This window comes from Actinomadura sp. 6N118, from assembly GCF_044326415.1.
GTDB lineage: Bacteria > Actinomycetota > Actinomycetes > Streptosporangiales > Streptosporangiaceae > Spirillospora.
In genome coordinates this window covers 167,134-186,108 of the sequence record NZ_JBIRAZ010000005.1, presented here as the reverse complement: position 1 = coordinate 186,108, position 18,975 = coordinate 167,134, and the positions used below count along the sequence as shown (strand labels likewise).

Genomic DNA, 18,975 nt, shown 5'->3' with positions numbered 1-18,975 from the left:
GATGGTGAGCGTCCCTTACTACGGTGCCGGCAGAAAGATCCCTCCACCGCGACTCGTCGCGGCCTGGCTCAAGATCGACGATCTGGTGGCTGAGCGAGTGCCTCTCTGGGCGGCGCACTGGATCGCCGACGGCCTCGACGGGGAAGCGCTCCGGACGCTGGCCGGGATGGACGGATCCGACACCCGGGAGGTCCGCGACATCCTTCCTGCTGCGCTGATCGATGCGCGAAGCCCCGTGCCGGACGACCTTCACATCGCGGTAAACGATGTCTACGACGATCTTGCCTCCCGCTACCTCGCCGGCGAGACCGACACCGGATGGTTGATCACGGAAGTCGAACAGCTCATGGTCAGTTCCCATTGGGACGACGCCTTCCACGATCCACCCCTCGGCTCCCTCTATCGGCTCTACGACGAGTGGGTGGACGGGTGGGGCCGCCCCCGCGACGAACTGGCGGCCCTGGTCCGACAAGCCTGCATGGAACAAGTCGGCCAAGCGTCAGCCGCCCCAGACTAGAAGCCGGCAGGCCTGTCCGCCGTTCTCTGAACCAGCCGAAAGGGTGCCGCCGCGGCGCGCGCATGAAGCTCGGCTTGCTTGCCGGGGATCGCGCGCCGCGGCTACATCCCCGCTAGTCCCTGGCTATCACGGTGGTTGTGAAGACATGATCTCTCGAGACCTGACACGAGGCCGATTGCGCGCGGCCTCAAACGCTGAATGACCGGGCGCGCACGGGCAGCCCGGCAGAGCCGACGGGAGGGTCGGCTTGAAGGTGAGCGGAAGAAGGTGTCAGGGCTAAAGAGCAGGCGGGGTCACGCGGTTTGTCCTCTGTCCTCACTGCGACGGACCGCAGGCAACCTACGGGAACGCGGAAGGAAGGCTCAAACGGTTTTCCGGCGGCCCCTGTCGCACCAGCAGAGCGTCCCCGTAGGTCGGGTATTGGCCTGGCGGACTGGTCGCTTAATAACACGGGCCGGTGAGCGTGATCCGGCCATCAAGCGTCTTCTGAGTGAAGTCCACATATCCGTCAGGATGAGTAGGAGCTGGGCACTATTCGACCAGGTGGTGGTGGTGCTTCAGGCCCTATTTTGCGGGTGGGGTAGGTAGTTAGTTTTGCGCGGACAGCCCACGTCGGGGTCGCGGCTCTCGCGCCCTGTGCTTCCCCGTACGGCGGGCGCAGCGTATCCACACCCATTCAGAGAGGCGGGACCTCTATGCGCATCGTCGCAGCGGCAGGCACCCTCGTACTGCTCTCCTCGGCCGCCATTGTCGGCGTCGCGACCAGCGCCTCCGCGCAGACGGTTGGTCCGCACAAAATTGTTCAGTACTCGTCGAAGAAGTGCCTGACGAATGCGTCGGGTGACAAGGTCGTTCTCAAGAAGTGCGCCAATAGGCCGCCCAAGAGCCAGCAGTGGAAGATGACGTCGAAGAAGTTCGACCACATTCGCACCGCGTGGCTCATGAAGAACCAAGCCACCGGCCGCTGCCTGAACAGCAATGGCGCGGGCACGGTGTGGACGAGCAGGTGCAACAAGAACTCGGAATGGCAGTACTGGCTGCCCACCCAGATGGGCGCCCGGATGAACTGGAGGACCAGGCTTTACCTGGACACCACCAGCCGGGGCAAGGTCGTCGCCAAGAAGTACGACAACCGTAAGAAGAGCCAGATCTGGTTCAACAAGTGACCCACCACCGACGGCCCGTCCAACGCCCAGACGGCCGGTCGGTGCAGATGTAGGCAAGGGCGCGTGGCGCGCCGTCGGGCCCATCATTTAGGGATCCCGGCGCAGATGAGGCCGACGCGTTGGAGCCGTGCTTGAATTTCTACGCGACGGGGCCATCCCCGCATGGGGATGGCCCCGGAAACGAGGGTGCGGTGCGGCCTCGATCAGTGGTGCGGGTTGTTGGTTTGGGGGATTTCGATGCTGATCGGCAGTTCCCCTTCGGACAGGTAGAGCAGGGCTCCCAGGCGGAGGATTTCGTCGAAGGCCCAGTAGGCCTTCTGCAGGGCGCCTGGTGCCTTCTCGAGCGACAGCAGGCCTTCGCGTACGGCGACGAAGGGCTCCCAGGCGACCTGGAAGAGAGGGTCCCAGAGGGGATCCTTGGGGATTTTCAGCCATCCGGCGATCTGGTCACCGAGTACGTAGCGGGTGAGTGAGCCGAGGATGGGCTTGCTGAGGAGGCCGCCGTCGATCGATGAGCCGAGGTTGAGGAGGATGTCGGCGAGCTTGATGCCTTCGGGCGTCGGGGCCAGCACCGGGGTCAGGACCTGTTCAGCTTGGGCGTTGGCCTCGTTCCACGTCGCGGGGATGTACTCGTCCTTGATGCCGAGCATGTGCGCGGCCACCTGCCACGAGTGCAGGAAGGCCTCGGACTCGGCGGTGGGGATGGGCACCTTCCACTTGACCAGGTTCTGCATGACGGTGGTGGGCAGGCTGTGCCAGGTGACCATCATGTCCCGCTGGCTGATCGGGATCTCCTCGTCGGCGACCTTGGACCAGTACGGCGACTTGGGCAGCAGGTGGCGCACCCCCGCGTGCGCCAGCCGGGTCTTGACGCAGGTCACGATCATTTCACCGTCGGGCTTGTAGGCGTTCGAGGTCCCGATGTCGTACCCGAGCTTGGCGGTCTTGGTGATGCGGTCCCTCATGTCCGCGCCGCCCTTGGAGTAGTAGACCGCGCGCGCCTCCCTCGGGATGACCGTGCTCATCATCCCGCTGGCGAAGCCGTAGGTCACACCGAGGTAGAGCCCCCGCTTCTCGTTGAAGTCGACCGCGGTGGCGAGCTTGCCCTGGTCGGCCCAGGACGGCAGCCGCCTGGCGTTCTCCATGAAGTCGCGCAGGTCCGCCGGCAGCCCGCTCGGCAGCGGCTGGCCGTTCTTGGTCCAGGTCCGCAGCAGCGTGTTGACCTTGGGCACGTCACCCCGGTCGAGCAGCGAGGCGACCAGCGGGTCGGCCTCGGCGTCCCACACCCACCGCGGGTCGGCGCCGTCCCCGGCGCCGGCCACCGAGCCCTTGGGCGACCACGTCCACAGTGAGCCCGCCTGTGCGGGCGACGCGGCGCTCAACGCGCCGAGCGCGCCCAACGTCCCGCCCGCCATCAACACGTTGCGCCTGCTGGGTTTCTCCATGCCTTCGCTCCTCCTCGGGGGGCCGCAGAGCGTTGTCGTTGATACGATGAAACAGAGCGTGCATCTGCGTTTCATCTCGGCGAGTCCCATGAGAGCACACTGTGGCGGGCATCACAAGACCCGAGCCTGGCCGGCGGCCATCAAGGCAGAATCGGTCGTCTAGGAGGAATTCATGGAACCAGTGCCGTCCTTCCTCACGGCGAACGCGGGCTCGGAGTCGTTGCTCGAACGCGCGTACAGCGACGCCGTCGAACGCGTCGACGACAGCGACGAGTCCCGTACGCGCATCCTCGATGCGGCATATGAGCTGTTCTGCCGGATGGGCATCCAGCGATCCACCATGGAGGACGTGGCCCGCCGCGCCGGAGTCTCACGGATCACCGTCTACCGGCGGTTCACCACCAAGGACGCCCTGGTCGAACAGGTCGTACGCCGGGAGTTCCGCCGGTACTTCGATCAGTTCCTCATCGACATCCAACAGGCCGGCACCGCCGCCGACCGGGTGGTGCTGGGCTTTGTGAGCTCGCTGCGCGCCATCCGGCGCAACCCGCTCATCGGCGGCCTGATCACCACGGAACCGGACCTGCTCGTATCCTCCATGATCAATGACGAGGGGCGAACGCTCACCGCCGTCCGGCAGTTCGTCGCCGGCCAACTCCGCCACGAACAACGCGCCGGCAACGTGTCCAGCGACCTGGACACCGACCACGTAGCCGAAATGATGGTCCGGATCTCCGCGTCCTTCCTGGCCATCCCCAGCCACCTCATCGACCTCGACGACGACGAACAACTCGCCGCGTTGGCCCAGCGGTTCCTCGTGCCCATGCTGGAACCGCCGCCTCCCGGGACCTGGCCGCCTTCGCGCATGACCAGATAGCGCTCGCCTCGACGGCGCGGACCCCGGTGAACGACGGCGCCGGTACGGACGCCGAGCGCAGAAGGCGGGTTGGCGAACGACGGCGTCTTGCAGCGCGTTGAAGACCGGGCGACGTCGATGGCCTCCATGCGGTTTCGCTTGTGGCAACACAGTGCCCTGGCGGCGCGAAGCCTGTATTGAACAATGCGCAGCGGAGCACCTTCACCTCGGCCGGGTCGCTGGGTGAAGTCCGGAGGTGCGGCGCTCGGGTTGCATCACTACGTGCAGACCCGGGCCCTGCACGCCTACCTACGCTGGCGCAACAAGAACGCCCGACACCCTGAGGTCCTCGCAGCCAACGCCGAGGGCGCCCACGCATCCGCAGTGAGAAGAGAATCCGCCGGGGGACGAAACTTTGCCATCGTGGCCAGGGTGGTCGTAGCGCGTTGCTGGATCAGCGTTGCAGCCATTCGTCGAGAAGCGCGGCCTCAGCTTTGCTGAGACTGGGTAGTTCGGGCAGGAGGGTGCGGAAGGCTGCAATGACGGCCGCCGGGTCATCGGTGGGGACAGCGGGCTCATCTACGAGGATGGCGCGAGCGATCGCGTCGAAAGCGGCATCGGCCAGATGCGGGTCGCTTTGCTCTGGCGGCAGGGTCAGCAGGGTGTGGACGGTTCCGACCCCCGCCGAGCGGATGAGGTTGACGGCGCGTTCCTCGCTCACCCGAAGCCGTCCGGCGGCGGCGATTCTGTGCACACGCTCGGCAAGGATCAGCACACCCTTGACCTGTGCCGGGGTGTCGCGTGCGCGGGCCGGGTCGAGCAACAGGCCGTAGATGTACGGGTTGGCCAGGCCGAAGCTGATCTGCGTGTTCCATCCGGCGCGGAGGTCTTCTACAGGGTCGTCCGTGGGCGCGGTGGTCTGCTTGCTCGCCACATGTTCGGTGAAGACATGCTCCGCGGCGGCATCCAGCAGGTCGTCCTTGTCCTGGAAGAAGCGGTAAAGAGCAGGAGGCTGCAGCCCGGCCTCGTGGGCCACGCGGCGCGTGGTCACCGCGGCCGGCCCTTGGTCGCGCAGCAGGCCGGCCGCAGCCTTCACGATGCGGTCCCGGGTGATGTCTCGCCGCTGCGTGTTCGGTGCCATGGAAACGATGCTATCGCCCATGCGTGACCGGCGACGTTATCACTGATATTGCCAACTGTAGGCTGTACGACCAGTCAAAACTACAGGCAAAGCCCGGCCAGCCTCCGGATGGAGGCATGCAGTTGCATCCAACGGAATTATCAGTGTTACCATATTTTTCGTTCCGTTGGAAACATGGGAGGCACCAATGCTGATCGTCACGGGAGCCACCGGCCACCTCGGGTCGCTGATCGTCAACCGCCTGCTGGAACGGGTACCGGCCGACAGGATCGGCGTCAGTGTGCGCGACGTGAGCAAGGCCGCCGACCTCGCCGAGCGCGGCGTCCGAGTCCGAGCGGGAGACTTCACCGAACCGGACAGCCTGAAGCACGCCTTCGAAGGTGCCGAGCGCGTCCTGGTCGTCTCCGCGGCCATCCGAGGCGGCGGCGCGTTGACCGCCAACAGCGCTGCTATCGACGCAGCGCGGGAAGCGGGCGCCCAGCGCATCCTGTACACCAGCCACCAGGCTGCCTCTCCCACGTCGCTCTTCCCACCGCAGAAGGTCCACGCGGCTACCGAGGAGCACCTCAAGCAGCTAGGGGTCGCCTACACCGCCCTTCGCAACGGGTTCTACGCCTCCACCTTGGGCTACTACATCGGCGCGGCGCTGGAGACCGGCACGCTCGCCGTGCCGCAGGACGGCCCGGTGTCCTGGACGGCCCACGAGGACCTGGCAGACGCCGCGGCCTTCACTCTGACCGAAGACGGAACACCCGAAGGCATCACGCCGCCGTTGACGGCCCCCCACGCGCTGGACTTCGCTGACGTTGCCGAAATCCTCAGCCGCATCATCGGCCGCACCATCACCCGAGTCGTCATGGACGACGACGAGTGGGTAACCGCAGCAGTCGCCAGTGGGATGCCGCGGCCAGCTGCGGAGTTCTCGTTGACGATGTTCGCTGCATCGCGCAATGGCGAGTTCAACGCCACCGACCCCACGCTGGAAGCCACCATCGGCCACCCCGCGAAGACCGTTCACGAGGTATTGGAGGCCGTCGTGCGCTCTCGGTAAACCGGCCAGCCCATGATCCTGACGGGCTCGACACCTCGGCGCCGCGACCCGCCAGGAATAGCGACGGCGGAGGCGTTGGACATGGCCTTTCCGATCAGGCGTGTTCCGCCCTGCGGGGTTATCGTGCAGCTTCTTGCCTGGCGGGTCCAGAGTGCTGCGTGAAACCTGCGTCCGGGTTTTGCATGGGCGGCTTCTGAGGGGGAAGGGCGTCATCGACGGTAGCGGCATGGAGGTGAGCCATGGCCCACAACATCGTCGAAGAGCACGTCGATCTGGGCGCTCGCCGAGAGCGGTACGAGGTCGCGGCATCGCGACCGGCCGTGCAACTGGCCGATGGGCTGATTCTGCTGGCCGGGCTGTATCTGGCCGTCTTCCCGTGGATCGTCGGGTTCACGGGGCTGGACCGGTTGCTGGTCACGGCCGCCGTTCCAGGTGCGTTCAGCCGGAGACGGTGAGGTCGGTCGGCCTACGGGTGAGTCGGCGCGAGCTGCGAGAAGGCCGGGTGAGGATAGGGCTGTGCGGCGATGTGATGCTCGGCCGCGGGGTCGACCAGATCCTCCCGCACCCGGGCGACTCCGTACTGCGCGAAACTAGCGTCCGGGACGCGCGAACGTATGTGGAGCTCGCCGAGGCGGCGAACGGCCCGATTCCCCGGCCGGTGGGCTTCGGGTGGCCGTGGGGTGCGGCTCGTGCCGTCATGGCGGCGGCCGACGCGAGGCTGGTGAATCTGGAGACCGGCATCACACGCAGCGGCGCGTTCGCCCCGCACAAGAGCGTGCACTATCGCATGAGCCCTGCCAACGCGCCCGCGCTGGCCACCGCGCGGCCGGACGTCTGCACCCTGGCCAACAACCACGTGCTGGACTTCGGGCGCCCCGGTCTTGAGGAGACCCTGGACTGCCTCGACGGCCTGGGGTTGCACGCCGCAGGTGCAGGACGGGACCTGGCCGAGGCACACCGGCCCGCGATCGTTCCCGTCGATCATGGCCGGGTCGTGGTGTTCGCCTTCGGTACGGCCTCCAGCGGCATTGATCCGTCCTGGGCCGCGACAGCCGACCGTGCGGGCGTCGCGTTCATCGACACCCTCTCCGCCGCCCGCGCCGCCGAGATCAACGAACGGGTGCGGCAGGCCAGGCGGCCCGGCGACATCGTGGTCGTCTCCGTCCACTGGGGCTCCAACTGGGGATACGACGTCCCGGAGGCTCAGATCCATTTCGCGCACGCGCTCATCGACGGCGGCGTGGACGTCGTCCACGGCCATTCCTCACACCACCCCCGCCCCCTCGAGATCTATCGAGGCAAGCTGATCCTCTACGGATGCGGCGACTTCATCGACGACTACGAAGGCATCGACACACCCCACCCCTACCGCGATGACCTGCGGCCGCTGTACCTGGCGTCGATCGACGCCGTCACAGACACACCGGCCGACCTTCGGATCATCCCCATGCAAGCCCGGAAGATGAGCTTGCAGCTCGCGTCCCGCGACGACACCGAAGACCTCGCCGGGCTGCTGAACGAGATCAGTGCCCAATTCGGGACCCGCATCGCCCCCCGACCTGACGGCGACCTCGCGGTCTCTTGAAGCTTCTCTGCCCCTGGGCGTCGGAGAGCAGAGCCGCCCAGTCCACTCGGTGCTATCAATATTGCACTATTCCAATGATTATTAGAATATGGAGGTGAGTTCACAGGAGGGCGGATGTCATGGGGTTCGCCGATGATCATCTGATCCCCTTGGTCGATGAAGGTCTGGGCAACAGCGCCTACCTGGTCGATCTGGGAGACGGCCGGGCCCTGGCCGTCGATGCCTCGCGGGATCTGCGTGCTTTGCGGGCTGCTGCGCAGCGGCGAGGACTGCGCGTGGTGTTCGCGGCCGACACTCATCTGCACGCCGACTTCCTGAGCGGTGCCCTGCAACTCGCGTCCGGCGAGGGCGCTCAGATCCTGGCGTCGGCCGCCGGACGGCGCACTTTCGGCCACCAGGCATTGGATGACGGCGATGAAATCGATCTGGGCGGTCTCACGCTGCGGGCGCTGGCGACACCGGGGCACACCGACGAACACCTGGCGTTCCTGCTACTGGACGGCTCCCATCCCCTCGGGGTGTTCTCCGGCGGATCGCTGATCGTCGGGTCGGCCGCCCGAACGGACCTGGTCGACCAGGAGCGCACTCGTGAGCTGGCACTCGCGCAGTACCGGTCGGTACGGCGGCTGATGGAGCTACCGGACGAGACCGCGCTGTGGCCAACGCATGGGGCGGGCTCGTTCTGCGCGGCGCCACCTGGATCCGCGCGCACGAGCACGATCGGCGCGCAGAAGACGACCAACCCGCTGCTCACGGCGCCGGACGCCGGCACGTTCGCCGACCAGCTGATCGACGGGCTCGGCGACTTTCCGCCTTATTTCCTGCGTCTTGCCGACATCAACCGTGCCGGGCCGGCCGTGGTCGCTTCGACTCCGGGTTTGGAGCAGTTGAACTCCGGCCAGGTGCGCCGGGCGTTGGCTGATGGAGCGGTGCTGGTCGATGCCCGGCCGGTGGCCGCCTTCGCCGCTGGACACGTGTCGGGGGCGTTGTCGATCGCTCTCCGGCCGCAGTTCGCGACGTGGCTCGGCTGGCTGGTCGAACTCGGCACGCCCTGGATGGTCGTCCGCGACCCGGCGCAGGATGCCGCCGAGATCGTCTGGCAGGCGTTGAAGATCGGCCACGGTGTGCCGATCGGCGAGCTGCCCATGGACGTGTGGGACGGCGAGCTGGTGACGTTTCCACTGGTCCAGCCGGATGCTGTGGCGGGGCGAAGGGTGGTGGACGTCCGCCAGCCGTCGGAGTACGAGGCAGGTCACCTGCCCGCTGCCGTCAATCTGCCTGTCGGTGACCTGCCGCAGTCCGCCGCGCCCGAGGGGCCGGCCGTCGTGATGTGCGGGCACGGTGAACGGGCCGCCACCGCAGCCAGCCTCCTGTTGCGTGACCGCAGCGACGTCGCCGTCATGGAGGGCGGGCCGTGGGACTGGGCGAAAGCGACGGGGCACCGCCTGAAGGAAGGCAGATGACCATAGGGTCCCGGCCGGTCCTCGGGCTCCGCGCCAACGCCGCCCAGTTCACTCTGCTCGTCGCCGTCAACGCCCTGGTCGGGGGCATGCTCGGCCAGGAGCGCACCGTACTGCCGCTGCTGGCCGAGCAGACCTTCCAGCTCGCCGCCTACACCGCCGCACTCACCTACATCCTCGCGTTCGGCGTCACCAAGGCCGCCGCGAACTTCTTTGCGGGCACCTGGTCCGATCGGTACGGCCGCAAACCCGTCCTCATCCTGGGCTGGCTGATCGGGCTACCGGTTCCCTTGCTGCTGATCTGGGCACCGTCCTGGGGCTGGGTCGTCGCCGCCAACGTGCTCCTCGGTGTGAACCAGGGTCTGACCTGGTCGACCACCGTCATCATGAAGATCGACCTGGTCGGGCCCGCCCGCCGCGGTCTGGCCATGGGACTGAACGAGGCAGCCGGATACGTCGCCGTCGCGCTCACCGCGATGGCCACCGGTCATCTGGCTGCCGAATACGGGCTGCGGCCGGCGCCGTTCCTGCTCGGCCTGGCCTATGCCGCCCTCGGGCTCGGACTTTCGGCACTGGTCGTGCAGGAGACCCGCGGCCATGCCGATCACGAGGCCTCCGCCCAGGCCGCAGCCGGCATGTTGACCACCGGGCAGATCTTCAAGCAGACCAGTTTCACCGAGCCCGCACTGTCGTCGGCCAGCCAGGCCGGAATGGTCAACAACCTCAACGACGGGCTCGCCTGGGGCCTGTTCCCGATCCTGTTCGCCGCCCACGGCCTGTCCCTCGGCCAGATCGGGCTGCTCGCCGCGCTGTATCCGATGGTGTGGGGGCTCGGCCAGCTCGTCACCGGAGCCGCCTCAGACCGGTACGGCCGCAAACCGTTCATCGTCGGAGGCATGCTCCTGCAAGGCGCCGCCCTCGCGCTCGTCGCCCTCGGCACGACCATGACCGTGTGGGCGTTCGCCCTGGTCCTGCTCGGCCTCGGCACCGCGATGGTGTATCCGACGCTGCTGGCCGCGATCGGCGACGTCGCCCATCCAGCCGCCCGCGCGCGGACCGTTGGGATCTACCGGCTGTGGCGCGACGGCGGCTTCGCCGTCGGGGCCCTGCTGTCCGGGATCATCGCCGACGCCTACGGCATCCCAGTCGCGACCTGGACTGTCGCCGCTCTCACGACCGCTTCGGGGCTGTTCGCCGGTGCCCGGATGTACGAGACCTTGGGTTGTCCGACGAAGATTTCCGCGACTCCTTCGTGACCTGTCCGCTTACAGCGGAAGCGAGTTCGTCTTCGAAGAACCGCCCATGCCGTGTCGTGCTTTCCTTGCCTGATCGGCCGCACCGATGAAGCAACCCCCAGGGGAATGGACGTTCCTCGCCCCCCGACATACGGTGACGTTGATCATCTGCTCGGCGTGTCGCGCCGAGCTCGCCGGGTCAGGCCGTTATCCGAGCGTCGGTGCTGACCGGCTGCCCGCTCAGGCGCCATTCGAGCATGCCGTCTGCGAGCCGGGCGGCCACCCGTCCCTCTCCGCGCAGCAGCCGGACCGCATCGTGAGCGAGCACGCAATAGCTGCCCCGGCAATACGAGACGATTTCGCGGTCGGAGGGAAGGCCGGAAAGATGCTCGGACAGCTCCTCGAGCGGAATGCTGATCGCTCCGGGGATGTGGCCGGCCTTGTACTCCTCGCGCGGCCGCACGTCCAGCACGATCACCGTGCCCTCCCGGACCCGGTTCATCAGTTCGTCCCGGGACACGGCTTCGGTTTCGTCGCCGAGGTAGGCCAGGCGTGCGTGCTCGGTGTCGGCGATGTGCTGCTGGGCGACGTCACGTATCGACGCGTACAGCATCGCGACGTCATCCCCGGCGAGACTGTAGTAGACGCGAGTGCCGTCTCGGCGCGTGTGGACCAGGCCGGCGCGCTTGAGCACCTGCAGATGCGCGGACGTGGTGGTCAGGCCGAGACCGGCCGTGCGGGCCAGAGAGTCGACTGTGCGCTCGCCCTGTGCGATCAAGTCGAGCAGTTGGAGGCGCATGCCGTTGGAGAGGGCCTTGCCGACGCGCGCGAACTGATCGTAGAGCGCCACCTTGCGTTCCGGACCGCCCATATCCACTCCTCAAGTAATCTCTGGAATAGAGTAGCAGTCTGTCGTCGTTTGGCCCCGCACCGGGTCAAAGCTGGGGCCGGTTACCGTCGCGCACCTGACGGGCGCTCCCGGTGGCCGTACCGTCTACACGCTACTGGCGATTTATGCGTATATCTACAGATCATTGGAGTATCGTCCGAACCGAGCAACGTCGCGGCCGCCGGTCAGGACTGTCCCGTCCGGTTCCGCTGCGTCGGCTGCGGTCACTTCCGCACCGACGTGTCCTACCGCCCGACCTGTTGCGCAACCGCGAGCGGCTCATCGCCATGGTCGACGCCGACGAGTGGGCCAAGGCCGAGGCCATGTCCTCGGATGAGGAGATCCGCCGGGCCCGACAGCTCATCGCTCGCGTCCGGGAAAAGATGGGCGAGCTCCCAGCCGAGGACAAGCAGCAGATCCTCGACACCGTGACCGTTGTCCGCCGCCACCGCAACAGCACCGTCGGCCTTGGGACGCCTCGCGTCCGCTCACCCCGCCCCGACCTGCAACCCGAACGGATCGCATGACCAGCACGCCCTTGAACCAAGGCCGCCACCGTCCGCAGGCCCACTCATCCGTGGACACCGGCCGTCCATGCGCTGCTCGGGCATCTGGAGCAGGTCGGATTCCCTTACTCGCCGCGGGTGCTGGGGATGGACCAGCAAGGGCGTGAGGTCCTGACCTACCTGGACGGCGAGTCCGGGCCGCACGGCTGGGCCAAGGTAGTCGACGACACGGGGCTGATGACCTTCGCCCGCCTGTTGCGCGACTATCACGACGCCGTCGCCGACTTCCGCCCGCCCGATGAGCTCACCTGGTTCACCGGCGAGAGCGGGCCGGGCGATGACCAGGTGATCTGCCACGGGGACTTCGGCCCATGGAACATCGTCTGGCGCGGCGCACGCCCGGTCGGCATCCTCGACTGGGACTACGTCCGGCCGGCGCACCGCATGCACGACATCGCCTACGCACTGGAGTACGTCGCGCCGTTTCGCGATGACGCCGAATGCCTGCGCTGGCTGCGCTATACCCAGCCACCCGACCGGCGCCACCGGGTGGAGGCGTTCGCCGCCACCTACGGCCTGACCTCCACCACCGGACTGATCGACGCGGTCATCGACGTCCAGCAGGACGGAATCGATCAAGTTCGCAGGCTGGCCGACGCCGGATACCAGCCCCAAGCCCGCTGGGTCGCCGACGGCCTCCTTGACGAACTGGACCAACGGGTCGCCTGGAGCCGGGCCAACCGCCACCTGTTCGAGTAACTGCAGCACCCCAGCACCTCCGCCAGACGGGGCGTTCACTCGCCAACTCCAGCCCTCAGTGACACAAGAACCCCGTCCGCTTACCAACATCCAAACCCGCCACCGGAACGAATATGACCTCACTGCCTGATCACAAAGGTCGTCAAGGGTTAGCTAGGTTCTCGCTCTTCAGGGCCGGTTAAGCTCCCAACTCGTGACAAACCGGTTCACCGACCCACTCGAACGCCAACGCTTTCTGGCCGGCATCGACCTCTGTGTCGCACGGGGGCATCATGCGCTCCTGCGCGATATCTTCCAGGCGGAGATACAGCATCGCCGTGACACCGGCGGAGACGAGTTCTTTGAAAACCTCTACCAGTGCGCGTTCCTGCTCTACCTGATCGGCGACCCCAGCGACGTGCCGATGATGTGGCAGGCCAAACACCTGGACTTCGACACCTCCATCGGGTTCGACGTGCAGTTTCTACTGGGTGCAGGCGCGAAATCCACACTGAACTACCTCATCGCCCACGGGTGGACCGACATCGCCCACGCCCTGGCTGAGTACGAGGAGACCAGCGAAGACCTGCACGAGTGGGAATCCTTCCGGCGTGACTACTTCTACGGCCATGGCTGAATCCTGATCTAGGGCAGTACAACGCTAAAGAGCCTGCTGATCTGGGCAGATGCGTCACTCAGAACGAGCTACACCCGACCGGGCCGACGACATCGCAGGCGCGACCGTGCGGGGGCGCTTGCTGCAGCCCTGGCGCCGTCCGCCGACGCCGCTGTCACCACCGCGCCCGCCGCCGAGGCCGGGATCGCCGCCGCCAAGCACCGCTGGAACCTGAACAAGAACAGCAAGGGGAAAGCCCTCGCGCCTACCGCGGTCAAGGCCAGCGGCTACTGGCAGGTGGTGGGCACGCGCCGGATCAGGATCACTTTCACCGGGTCGGCCCCCAAGGGAAGCAAGGCGCGGGTGCACTTCTTCTACGGCTCCAAGAACGGCTCGGTCGACGACGACTACCTGAGCTTCGGATCCGGATGGCCCAACAAGCGGTCGATCGACGCGATCAAGAAGGCGGCCACCAGCGACATCTGGGCACGGAAGTCCTACGTCAAGGGTGGGAGTGCCGGTGGCCAGGAACGCCTCCTGCCACGCCGCGATGGCGTAGCAGCGGGACGCGGTGACCACAAAGCGCGGCAGGCCGCCTTCGGCGTGCCGGGTGGTTTCAAGCAGCCCGGTCCACACTGCCGGCCGTCCGGTGCCGGGTTCGGTGATACGCACCACGCAATCGGCGCCCCTGGCCCGTCGAACAGTGATGCGCGGCGGCCGGACGGCTGGCGGCACCAGCAGCAGCGCGGGCGGTGGCCGCGGCCGCGGTGTTCAGTTCGGCCTCGATGACCAGGTTGCTGCGGGGAGCGGAAGGTCTGCCCGGCCAGGCGCAGCAGCGCCGCCAGCTGGACGCGGCGGCAGCAGCTCGTCGTATCCCTGGCAGCGCCATCGCCGACTACATCGTGCTTCTGGAGCGCGAGGCGGGAGGTAGCCGCCAGATGACCAAAACCGCGACAATCGCAGTTTCAGGGCACGCTGTGAGCGTGCTGGGGTTCGCGTGATCACCGTTCACGACACGCGGCACACGTGTGGGTCCCTGCTGGCCGCGCTGGACGTACACCCCCCAGACGGCGATGCAGATTCTTCGGCACAGCCAGATCAGCATCACGATTGAGGTCTACACCCAGGTACCGACCAAGACCACTAGGCCGGCACCCCGGCGGCTGGGGGACTGGCTGACCGGTGCCGATGGCGACGGCTCGGGAACCACCGAGACGGGCCCTTGGTACTCCAGTGGTAAGTCGTGATCTTGCTGGTGGGGCGCCTGAGAACGGGGACGGCCACAACGTGATCATCGGGGTTTGTGAAGACAACCGAAGATCGTGCGGTGGCCGCTGGGCACAGCGCAGACCGCGGCCGGTGGCAGGTGATGTTCGAGGATCTGATTGGCAGGCGCACTTCGCGACCTCGTTCAAGAAGCGGTGCGGCCGCAGCCCTTCGGAGTTCAGGGCCGATGTTCCTGACCAAGCCGCCCCACCGAACTGACGGCCGGCCTTCCTGGCGCGCGACCGGGGATCACCCACCAGTCAAGGTGGGTGATCCCCGGCGCCCTGCGTCGCGCGTTGTAGAGAACTGACTCGCGGCGAGCCAGCGGAGGGGTCTACCTCGCGACGTCGGACAGTGCGGCGTCACGAACGGCCGCGGCTCCGTCAGAGGGCAACACGTAGCCATCTGCCACGAGCGGACCCATGACCCGCAGCACCCTCGACACATAGCGCCCGTGACTGCCGTACATCGCCCTGAGCTCGGCCCGGGTGTAATAGCGGTGCCATCCAGACACGGCACAGGGGAAGGCGGTCCCGTTCAGTGCCCCCTGGTCCGCGGTCGGCACGAGGAACTGCGGGAGACGGATCCCGCCCTGCACCTTGCCGTCCGCATCACGGACGAGTGTTCCTGACGGGGAGGTGACGAAGCTCCGCGAAGGCGCTGCGGGGGTTCCACGCTCGACCCAGTTGCGGACGGACGCGATGGCGTTGTCGTAGACCAGGCCGACGTCCACCGTGGTGAAGGGCGGAAGCTTGGCACAGGAGGGCTCGATCCAGCCGAAGAACGTGATCGGTTGCCCGTTGGGCGCCTGGATGGACTGATCGCGCTGCGCGATCGCCTCGATGTACTGCGCGCCGTAGAGCGACGCGTGCGTCGCGCCGGCGACGTCCCACTTGCGCGTGTACTGAGACGTCGTCCACGCCGCACCTCCGAACGATCCCCCGAGTCCTTCGGAGTCGACGCTGATCGCGGGAACGGAAAGGTCGCTTCGGAGCTGGCCCGAACGGTCCCAGAACGCGAAGCCGTCGAGGACGTTGTAGAGCGGCTGGATCGTGTTGTAGTAGATGGCCAGCCGCGCCGCTGACTGGGACTGGCCGATCGCGATCGTGTCCTTCACGTACAGGCCCGGCATGGGCGACGAGGCGCCGCCCGCGTTCTCCTTCAGCGCCTGGGTGATCTGCGCATAGATGTCGTAGGAAAGGGGGTCTCCCGGGCACAGGGACGTGCCACCCGCGCCGCACTTGTTCACGTCCACCGAGAGTCCGGCGTAGCGCCGAGGGCTCCAGGTCTTGAGCCGCTCGACACCGACCCGCTGTGCCGAGACGATCGCGACGGCATATCCAGCTCGCAGGAGGTACTCCGAGGCCTCGGCCGTGGCGAACTCGAAGTCGACCCCGATGGTGACGTTGGTCCACTCCACGGCCAGCGTCCCGTTGAACTTGTCCGGCTTCGGGTATCGCACCATCACCCGCGTGCGATACGAATTTCCGCCATCGAGAACCGTCGCGGTCGTGAACGTGTTGGCGTCCGCCCCGGCGTAACGGTTGGCCAGACCTTCCGCGTAGAACTCACGGGCGGTGTACCCTGCTGCGGCCAAATCGACCGCCGTCGCCGACATCGGTGACGTCCCAGGAACGTTGACCCGGGTCAGGGTTGCGGCGGGCACCGGCACGGCGCTTAGTGCCTGGGCGGTGACCGGCGGCGCCGAGAGCATGGACCCGGTGAGAGCGGCCGGCAGCAACAACAACAAGCTGGCCCTGCGGACGCTCAGCCCCGGCCACCTCATGAACAGTCTGGACATCTCGATCCTCTTCCTGCTCGCGGGAACGCCTCAAACTCGGCGCTGGGCTCGCCCCACGGCGAGTGCTCCGCGTCACACGGGAGTCTGATTCGGGCCAAAGAGTGCCGTCTGCATCAGGGCACAAGACGTGCGCTTCTGATCAACAGAGGTGCGTGGTGCAACAAGTGGCGGACCCCGCCGGCTTCCAGATATGGCTGGCCACCGGCAGCGACGGCCATGGTGCGCATCTGATCCCTGTCGCCTATGCCTGGGACGGCTCGGCCCTGTATACCGCGACCTTTGCCAGGTGGGTGTTGAACAACCGTTGATCTTGGGTGGTGTTAACGGTCAAGGCTGACACCGCGCTGGTCGCGGGATCGGTGACGGCGTCAGGATCGGTAGCGGCGGGCGGCGGTGTCGGCGCTGACGTCCAGGACGGCGGCGATCTCTTGCCAGGTGGCGCCCGCGGCGGAACTTCCACTTGCAGCGATCGCTGCAATGAGCGCGAGGCCGCCCGCCGCGCGCGTTCTGCTCCGGCAGGGGTTCGCCACACTGCGGGCAGGTGCTGTCCCGGGCCCCCATGCGCAGACTCCTTGCCCGATCCGGAACCGGCGCCGTCGGGGCAGAGTCGAACGATCATGCTGAGAGCTGAAGACTTCATGGCGTCGGCCGAGGTGAACACCGACGTGGCGGCCAACGTGCTCGCCTATGTGGCCGAGCTGGAGCGGCGTGGTGTCGTCGTCTCCGACGTGGAACACGAGCCGGACGCCGATGGCGCGGAGGAGTGGTCTTTCCGTCTCAAGATCGGGGATCGCTGGCTGGTGCGCGTCATGATGCCGGTCTGGCCGCTGGAATGGATACAGCGCCCCGCGGAGTTCGAGGATCAGATCGCAGACACCGAGTGGCACGGCGGCGTCTACGTCGACGGCAGCCTGGACGGCCCGACCGACTTCGACGGCGAGTACCCGACCTGGGAGGAGGCCGTCGAAGCGGGCGTCCGCATCACCCAGGGCGCTGAGCGGCCCGGGTGAACGTCTGATTGTGTTCCGTTCATTGTCTCCGCGTCGCGCGGCGACGGCTCGGGAGGGAAACGCATGGACGAGAGGCTCCGCTCGGGACTGGCCGAGATCGAGGCCAAGCTCGACCTGGTGCGGCGGGCGGAGGCCGAGCACGGCTTCGGGATCGTCCTTGAGGAGCCCGATGAGCTGGAGGACATCCCGGACCTGCCGGAAGGGGTGGTCGAGGTGTTCCGGCTGTTCTCGTGTCTGGGCGGCGACTACTTCCGCTTCAGGCAGCCCGGCAAGATCCGGAGCCGCCGCGCGTGGGAGGAGCGGGAAGAGGACGGCAACTGCCCGCTCGGCCATCCCCTTGAGATCGGCTACGAGTGCTACGGCATCCCGCCCGACATCCTCAGGGACATCGACGGCGGTGCTCCCATCCGCCTGGACGTCAACGACGGGAGCATCTACTACGTCGACCCGGACGACTACATCTTCATGTACAAGAACGTCGAGGTCGAGCAGATCGACGGTGAGGACTTCGGGGACGACATCGTCACGTTCTTCAATCACCACGTCCTCGGCGAGGGTTACCCCCAGCTCGTCAGGGGGGTGCTAGGCGACCGTGCCGTCAATGAACGCGACAGGAAGGGGCGCCACAAGGACAGCTGGACGCGGCTCCTCTTGTGGACCGGCCTCCTCCAAGACGAAGCACTGAGGTGACTCCGGGAAATCCGGTCAGCCTTTTTTGGGACATATTGCCGTGTTCGCTGATCCGGTCGGAACACCGCTGATCAGTCCGGGGAGGGGCCGGATGGCAGTGCTCGCACGGCGTGCAGGGCGCCGGATCGACCGCCGCCGCCGATGGTGGTCGTGTCGAGGGTGGGGCGCTGCCATCAGCCGGCAACCCCGGGCGCTCGGCCGACCTAGACACCGGACTGAACCCGCGCACTGTGCGATCCCTGGCCGCACGTTCGGCCAGGTCACCGCAGTGATGTTCACGCCCGGCGGACATGCGCGAGCTCGTCCAGCAGACTCATTCCTCACGGCCTTGGCAGCGATCACGGGTGTCTCAGCAACGCTCATGATCGCGCCAGGGCCGGTTGGGCGTCCGGGAAGCAGCCATGCCGCACGGCCGGGCATACGCCTCCGAGAGACCGAGCCGGAAGGAGCCCTCCGATGAACAGGTCGCCCCAGATCACACACGTCTCATGGGGTCGCATGGAGGTCGAGGGCCTGCCACCCGGCAAAGACTTCATACTTCACCCAGGGGGCGGCCGAGCCTGGGACTGGTCCGAGCACGGAACCCGCCACGAGCCCGGCATCCAACCCGCCGACGTCCAAGAGCTCCTCGACCAAGGCTGCACGGTGATCGTGCTCAGCCGAGGTATGAAACTGCGACTGCAGACCATGCCCGAAACCCTGAAGATCCTGGACGACAACGGGATCGAAGTACACGTCGAGGAAACGACCGCAGCCGTCGTGCTCTACAACAAGCTGGCCCAGACCAAGCCCGTCGGCGGCCTCTTCCACTCAACATGTTGACCAGCCCGAACGGCAGCCAAGGTCAGTGCCTGTTCCTGACCTTGGACTCTTGCTGGTCGCAGTCCCTGCGAGGCCGTACGGCGGAGGTGTACGAGCTGTTCGTGAGTCCGTCACGGTGACGCCACCGCGAACGGTTCCGCGTTGGCGGCCATGACGCGGCTCTGCCGACCGCGGCTGCTAC

21 protein-coding genes and 1 pseudogene are annotated in these 18,975 nt (G+C 66.9%); 18 read left to right on the top strand and 4 right to left on the bottom strand.

The window, feature by feature from the left end:
• The first annotated feature begins 1 nt into the window (after position 1).
• Positions 2-517, top strand: coding sequence for a hypothetical protein (locus ACH34W_RS14475; protein WP_395961363.1), 516 nt, complete (start codon positions 2-4; stop codon positions 515-517).
• Between the two features lie 695 nt (positions 518-1,212).
• Entirely contained in the window at positions 1,213-1,683 is a 471-nt protein-coding gene (locus ACH34W_RS14470) for an RICIN domain-containing protein (RefSeq protein WP_395961362.1), read from the top strand.
• Positions 1,684-1,886: 203 nt separating this feature from the next.
• Here ACH34W_RS14470 and ACH34W_RS14465 read toward each other — a convergent pair whose 3' ends face one another.
• Complete coding sequence (locus tag ACH34W_RS14465; RefSeq protein WP_395961361.1) at positions 1,887-3,128, bottom strand: oxygenase MpaB family protein; 1,242 nt, start codon at positions 3,126-3,128, stop codon at positions 1,887-1,889.
• Between the two features lie 172 nt (positions 3,129-3,300).
• On the opposite strand from ACH34W_RS14465, the gene ACH34W_RS14460 reads away from it, so the two are divergent.
• Both ACH34W_RS14460 and ACH34W_RS14455 read left to right on the top strand, forming a co-directional pair.
• Entirely contained in the window at positions 3,301-4,005 is a 705-nt protein-coding gene (locus ACH34W_RS14460; protein WP_395961360.1) for a TetR/AcrR family transcriptional regulator, read from the top strand.
• A 252-nt stretch (positions 4,006-4,257) separates the two neighbouring features.
• Positions 4,258-4,413 (top strand): annotated as a pseudogene (locus tag ACH34W_RS14455) (IS630 family transposase); the annotation flags it as partial.
• A gap of 25 nt (positions 4,414-4,438) precedes the next feature.
• Here the strand turns inward: ACH34W_RS14455 and ACH34W_RS14450 are convergent.
• A complete protein-coding gene (locus tag ACH34W_RS14450; RefSeq protein ID WP_395961359.1) occupies positions 4,439-5,125 on the bottom strand; it encodes a TetR/AcrR family transcriptional regulator in 687 nt (228 codons plus the stop codon).
• Positions 5,126-5,312: 187 nt separating this feature from the next.
• Between ACH34W_RS14450 and ACH34W_RS14445 the strand changes: the two genes are divergently transcribed.
• The 5 genes from ACH34W_RS14445 (at position 5,313) to ACH34W_RS14425 (ending at position 10,477) form a co-directional block, all read left to right on the top strand.
• The gene (locus tag ACH34W_RS14445) at positions 5,313-6,176 is read left to right on the top strand and encodes an SDR family oxidoreductase (protein ID WP_395961358.1); all 864 of its coding nucleotides are present in this window, start codon (positions 5,313-5,315) and stop codon (positions 6,174-6,176) included.
• A 239-nt stretch (positions 6,177-6,415) separates the two neighbouring features.
• Positions 6,416-6,631, top strand: coding sequence for an SPW repeat protein (locus ACH34W_RS14440; protein WP_395961357.1), 216 nt, complete (start codon positions 6,416-6,418; stop codon positions 6,629-6,631).
• Between the two features lie 47 nt (positions 6,632-6,678).
• Complete coding sequence (locus ACH34W_RS14435; RefSeq protein ID WP_395961356.1) at positions 6,679-7,761, top strand: CapA family protein; 1,083 nt, start codon at positions 6,679-6,681, stop codon at positions 7,759-7,761.
• Positions 7,762-7,880: 119 nt separating this feature from the next.
• Positions 7,881-9,224 carry a rhodanese-like domain-containing protein gene (locus ACH34W_RS14430; protein WP_395961355.1) on the top strand — a complete coding sequence of 448 codons (1,344 nt, stop codon included), beginning with the start codon at positions 7,881-7,883 and terminating at the stop codon, positions 9,222-9,224.
• Entirely contained in the window at positions 9,221-10,477 is a 1,257-nt protein-coding gene (locus ACH34W_RS14425) for an MFS transporter (protein WP_395961354.1), read from the top strand. Before ACH34W_RS14430 ends, ACH34W_RS14425 begins: the two co-directional genes overlap by 4 nt.
• Positions 10,478-10,655: 178 nt before the next feature.
• Here ACH34W_RS14425 and ACH34W_RS14420 read toward each other — a convergent pair whose 3' ends face one another.
• Positions 10,656-11,327, bottom strand: a complete 672-nt coding sequence (locus ACH34W_RS14420) for an ArsR/SmtB family transcription factor (RefSeq protein ID WP_395961353.1) — start codon at positions 11,325-11,327, stop codon at positions 10,656-10,658.
• A gap of 278 nt (positions 11,328-11,605) precedes the next feature.
• Here ACH34W_RS14420 and ACH34W_RS14415 point away from each other — a divergent pair, with 278 nt between their 5' ends.
• The 5 genes from ACH34W_RS14415 (at position 11,606) to ACH34W_RS14395 (ending at position 14,206) form a co-directional block, all read left to right on the top strand.
• On the top strand, positions 11,606-11,872 hold the full coding sequence (locus tag ACH34W_RS14415; protein ID WP_395961352.1) for a hypothetical protein: 267 nt from the start codon (positions 11,606-11,608) through the stop codon (positions 11,870-11,872).
• 126 nt (positions 11,873-11,998) lie between these two features.
• A complete protein-coding gene (locus ACH34W_RS14410) occupies positions 11,999-12,610 on the top strand; it encodes a phosphotransferase (protein WP_395961351.1) in 612 nt (203 codons plus the stop codon).
• A gap of 193 nt (positions 12,611-12,803) precedes the next feature.
• Positions 12,804-13,226, top strand: coding sequence for a hypothetical protein (locus ACH34W_RS14405; RefSeq protein ID WP_395961350.1), 423 nt, complete (start codon positions 12,804-12,806; stop codon positions 13,224-13,226).
• Between the two features lie 279 nt (positions 13,227-13,505).
• Entirely contained in the window at positions 13,506-13,994 is a 489-nt protein-coding gene (locus tag ACH34W_RS14400; protein WP_395961349.1) for a hypothetical protein, read from the top strand.
• Positions 13,991-14,206: a hypothetical protein gene (locus tag ACH34W_RS14395; protein ID WP_395961348.1), complete on the top strand. Its 216-nt coding sequence runs from the start codon at positions 13,991-13,993 to the stop codon at positions 14,204-14,206. Before ACH34W_RS14400 ends, ACH34W_RS14395 begins: the two co-directional genes overlap by 4 nt.
• Before the next feature lie 599 nt (positions 14,207-14,805).
• Here the strand turns inward: ACH34W_RS14395 and ACH34W_RS14390 are convergent.
• Complete coding sequence (locus ACH34W_RS14390; RefSeq protein ID WP_395961347.1) at positions 14,806-16,272, bottom strand: alpha/beta hydrolase domain-containing protein; 1,467 nt, start codon at positions 16,270-16,272, stop codon at positions 14,806-14,808.
• Positions 16,273-16,436: 164 nt separating this feature from the next.
• Here ACH34W_RS14390 and ACH34W_RS14385 point away from each other — a divergent pair, with 164 nt between their 5' ends.
• The 4 genes from ACH34W_RS14385 (at position 16,437) to ACH34W_RS14370 (ending at position 18,794) form a co-directional block, all read left to right on the top strand.
• Positions 16,437-16,580 (top strand): hypothetical protein, encoded by a 144-nt coding sequence (locus ACH34W_RS14385; RefSeq protein ID WP_395961346.1) that lies wholly within the window; start codon positions 16,437-16,439, stop codon positions 16,578-16,580.
• 309 nt (positions 16,581-16,889) lie between these two features.
• Positions 16,890-17,282 carry a hypothetical protein gene (locus ACH34W_RS14380; protein ID WP_395961345.1) on the top strand — a complete coding sequence of 131 codons (393 nt, stop codon included), beginning with the start codon at positions 16,890-16,892 and terminating at the stop codon, positions 17,280-17,282.
• A 63-nt stretch (positions 17,283-17,345) separates the two neighbouring features.
• Complete coding sequence (locus tag ACH34W_RS14375; RefSeq protein ID WP_395961344.1) at positions 17,346-17,972, top strand: hypothetical protein; 627 nt, start codon at positions 17,346-17,348, stop codon at positions 17,970-17,972.
• Between the two features lie 456 nt (positions 17,973-18,428).
• Entirely contained in the window at positions 18,429-18,794 is a 366-nt protein-coding gene (locus ACH34W_RS14370; protein WP_395961343.1) for an Mth938-like domain-containing protein, read from the top strand.
• Positions 18,795-18,975 lie beyond the last annotated feature (181 nt).

Excerpts from the sequence above, each read along its gene's own strand:
- ACH34W_RS14420 (WP_395961353.1), bottom strand. The coding sequence starts at position 11,327 with ATGGGCGGTCCGGAACGCAAGGTGGCGCTCTACGATCAGTTCGCGCGC.
- ACH34W_RS14380 (WP_395961345.1), top strand. The coding sequence starts at position 16,890 with ATGCTGAGAGCTGAAGACTTCATGGCGTCGGCCGAGGTGAACACCGAC.
- ACH34W_RS14450 (WP_395961359.1), bottom strand. The coding sequence starts at position 5,125 with ATGGCACCGAACACGCAGCGGCGAGACATCACCCGGGACCGCATCGTG.
- ACH34W_RS14410 (WP_395961351.1), top strand. The coding sequence starts at position 11,999 with ATGGACCAGCAAGGGCGTGAGGTCCTGACCTACCTGGACGGCGAGTCC.
- ACH34W_RS14430 (WP_395961355.1), top strand. The coding sequence starts at position 7,881 with ATGGGGTTCGCCGATGATCATCTGATCCCCTTGGTCGATGAAGGTCTG.
- ACH34W_RS14395 (WP_395961348.1), top strand. The coding sequence starts at position 13,991 with ATGACCAGGTTGCTGCGGGGAGCGGAAGGTCTGCCCGGCCAGGCGCAG.
- ACH34W_RS14390 (WP_395961347.1), bottom strand. The coding sequence starts at position 16,272 with ATGTCCAGACTGTTCATGAGGTGGCCGGGGCTGAGCGTCCGCAGGGCC.
- ACH34W_RS14440 (WP_395961357.1), top strand. The coding sequence starts at position 6,416 with ATGGCCCACAACATCGTCGAAGAGCACGTCGATCTGGGCGCTCGCCGA.
- ACH34W_RS14465 (WP_395961361.1), bottom strand. The coding sequence starts at position 3,128 with ATGGAGAAACCCAGCAGGCGCAACGTGTTGATGGCGGGCGGGACGTTG.
- ACH34W_RS14375 (WP_395961344.1), top strand. The coding sequence starts at position 17,346 with ATGGACGAGAGGCTCCGCTCGGGACTGGCCGAGATCGAGGCCAAGCTC.
- ACH34W_RS14445 (WP_395961358.1), top strand. The coding sequence starts at position 5,313 with ATGCTGATCGTCACGGGAGCCACCGGCCACCTCGGGTCGCTGATCGTC.
- ACH34W_RS14475 (WP_395961363.1), top strand. The coding sequence starts at position 2 with ATGGTGAGCGTCCCTTACTACGGTGCCGGCAGAAAGATCCCTCCACCG.
- ACH34W_RS14460 (WP_395961360.1), top strand. The coding sequence starts at position 3,301 with ATGGAACCAGTGCCGTCCTTCCTCACGGCGAACGCGGGCTCGGAGTCG.
- ACH34W_RS14370 (WP_395961343.1), top strand. The coding sequence starts at position 18,429 with ATGAACAGGTCGCCCCAGATCACACACGTCTCATGGGGTCGCATGGAG.
- ACH34W_RS14425 (WP_395961354.1), top strand. The coding sequence starts at position 9,221 with ATGACCATAGGGTCCCGGCCGGTCCTCGGGCTCCGCGCCAACGCCGCC.
- ACH34W_RS14470 (WP_395961362.1), top strand. The coding sequence starts at position 1,213 with ATGCGCATCGTCGCAGCGGCAGGCACCCTCGTACTGCTCTCCTCGGCC.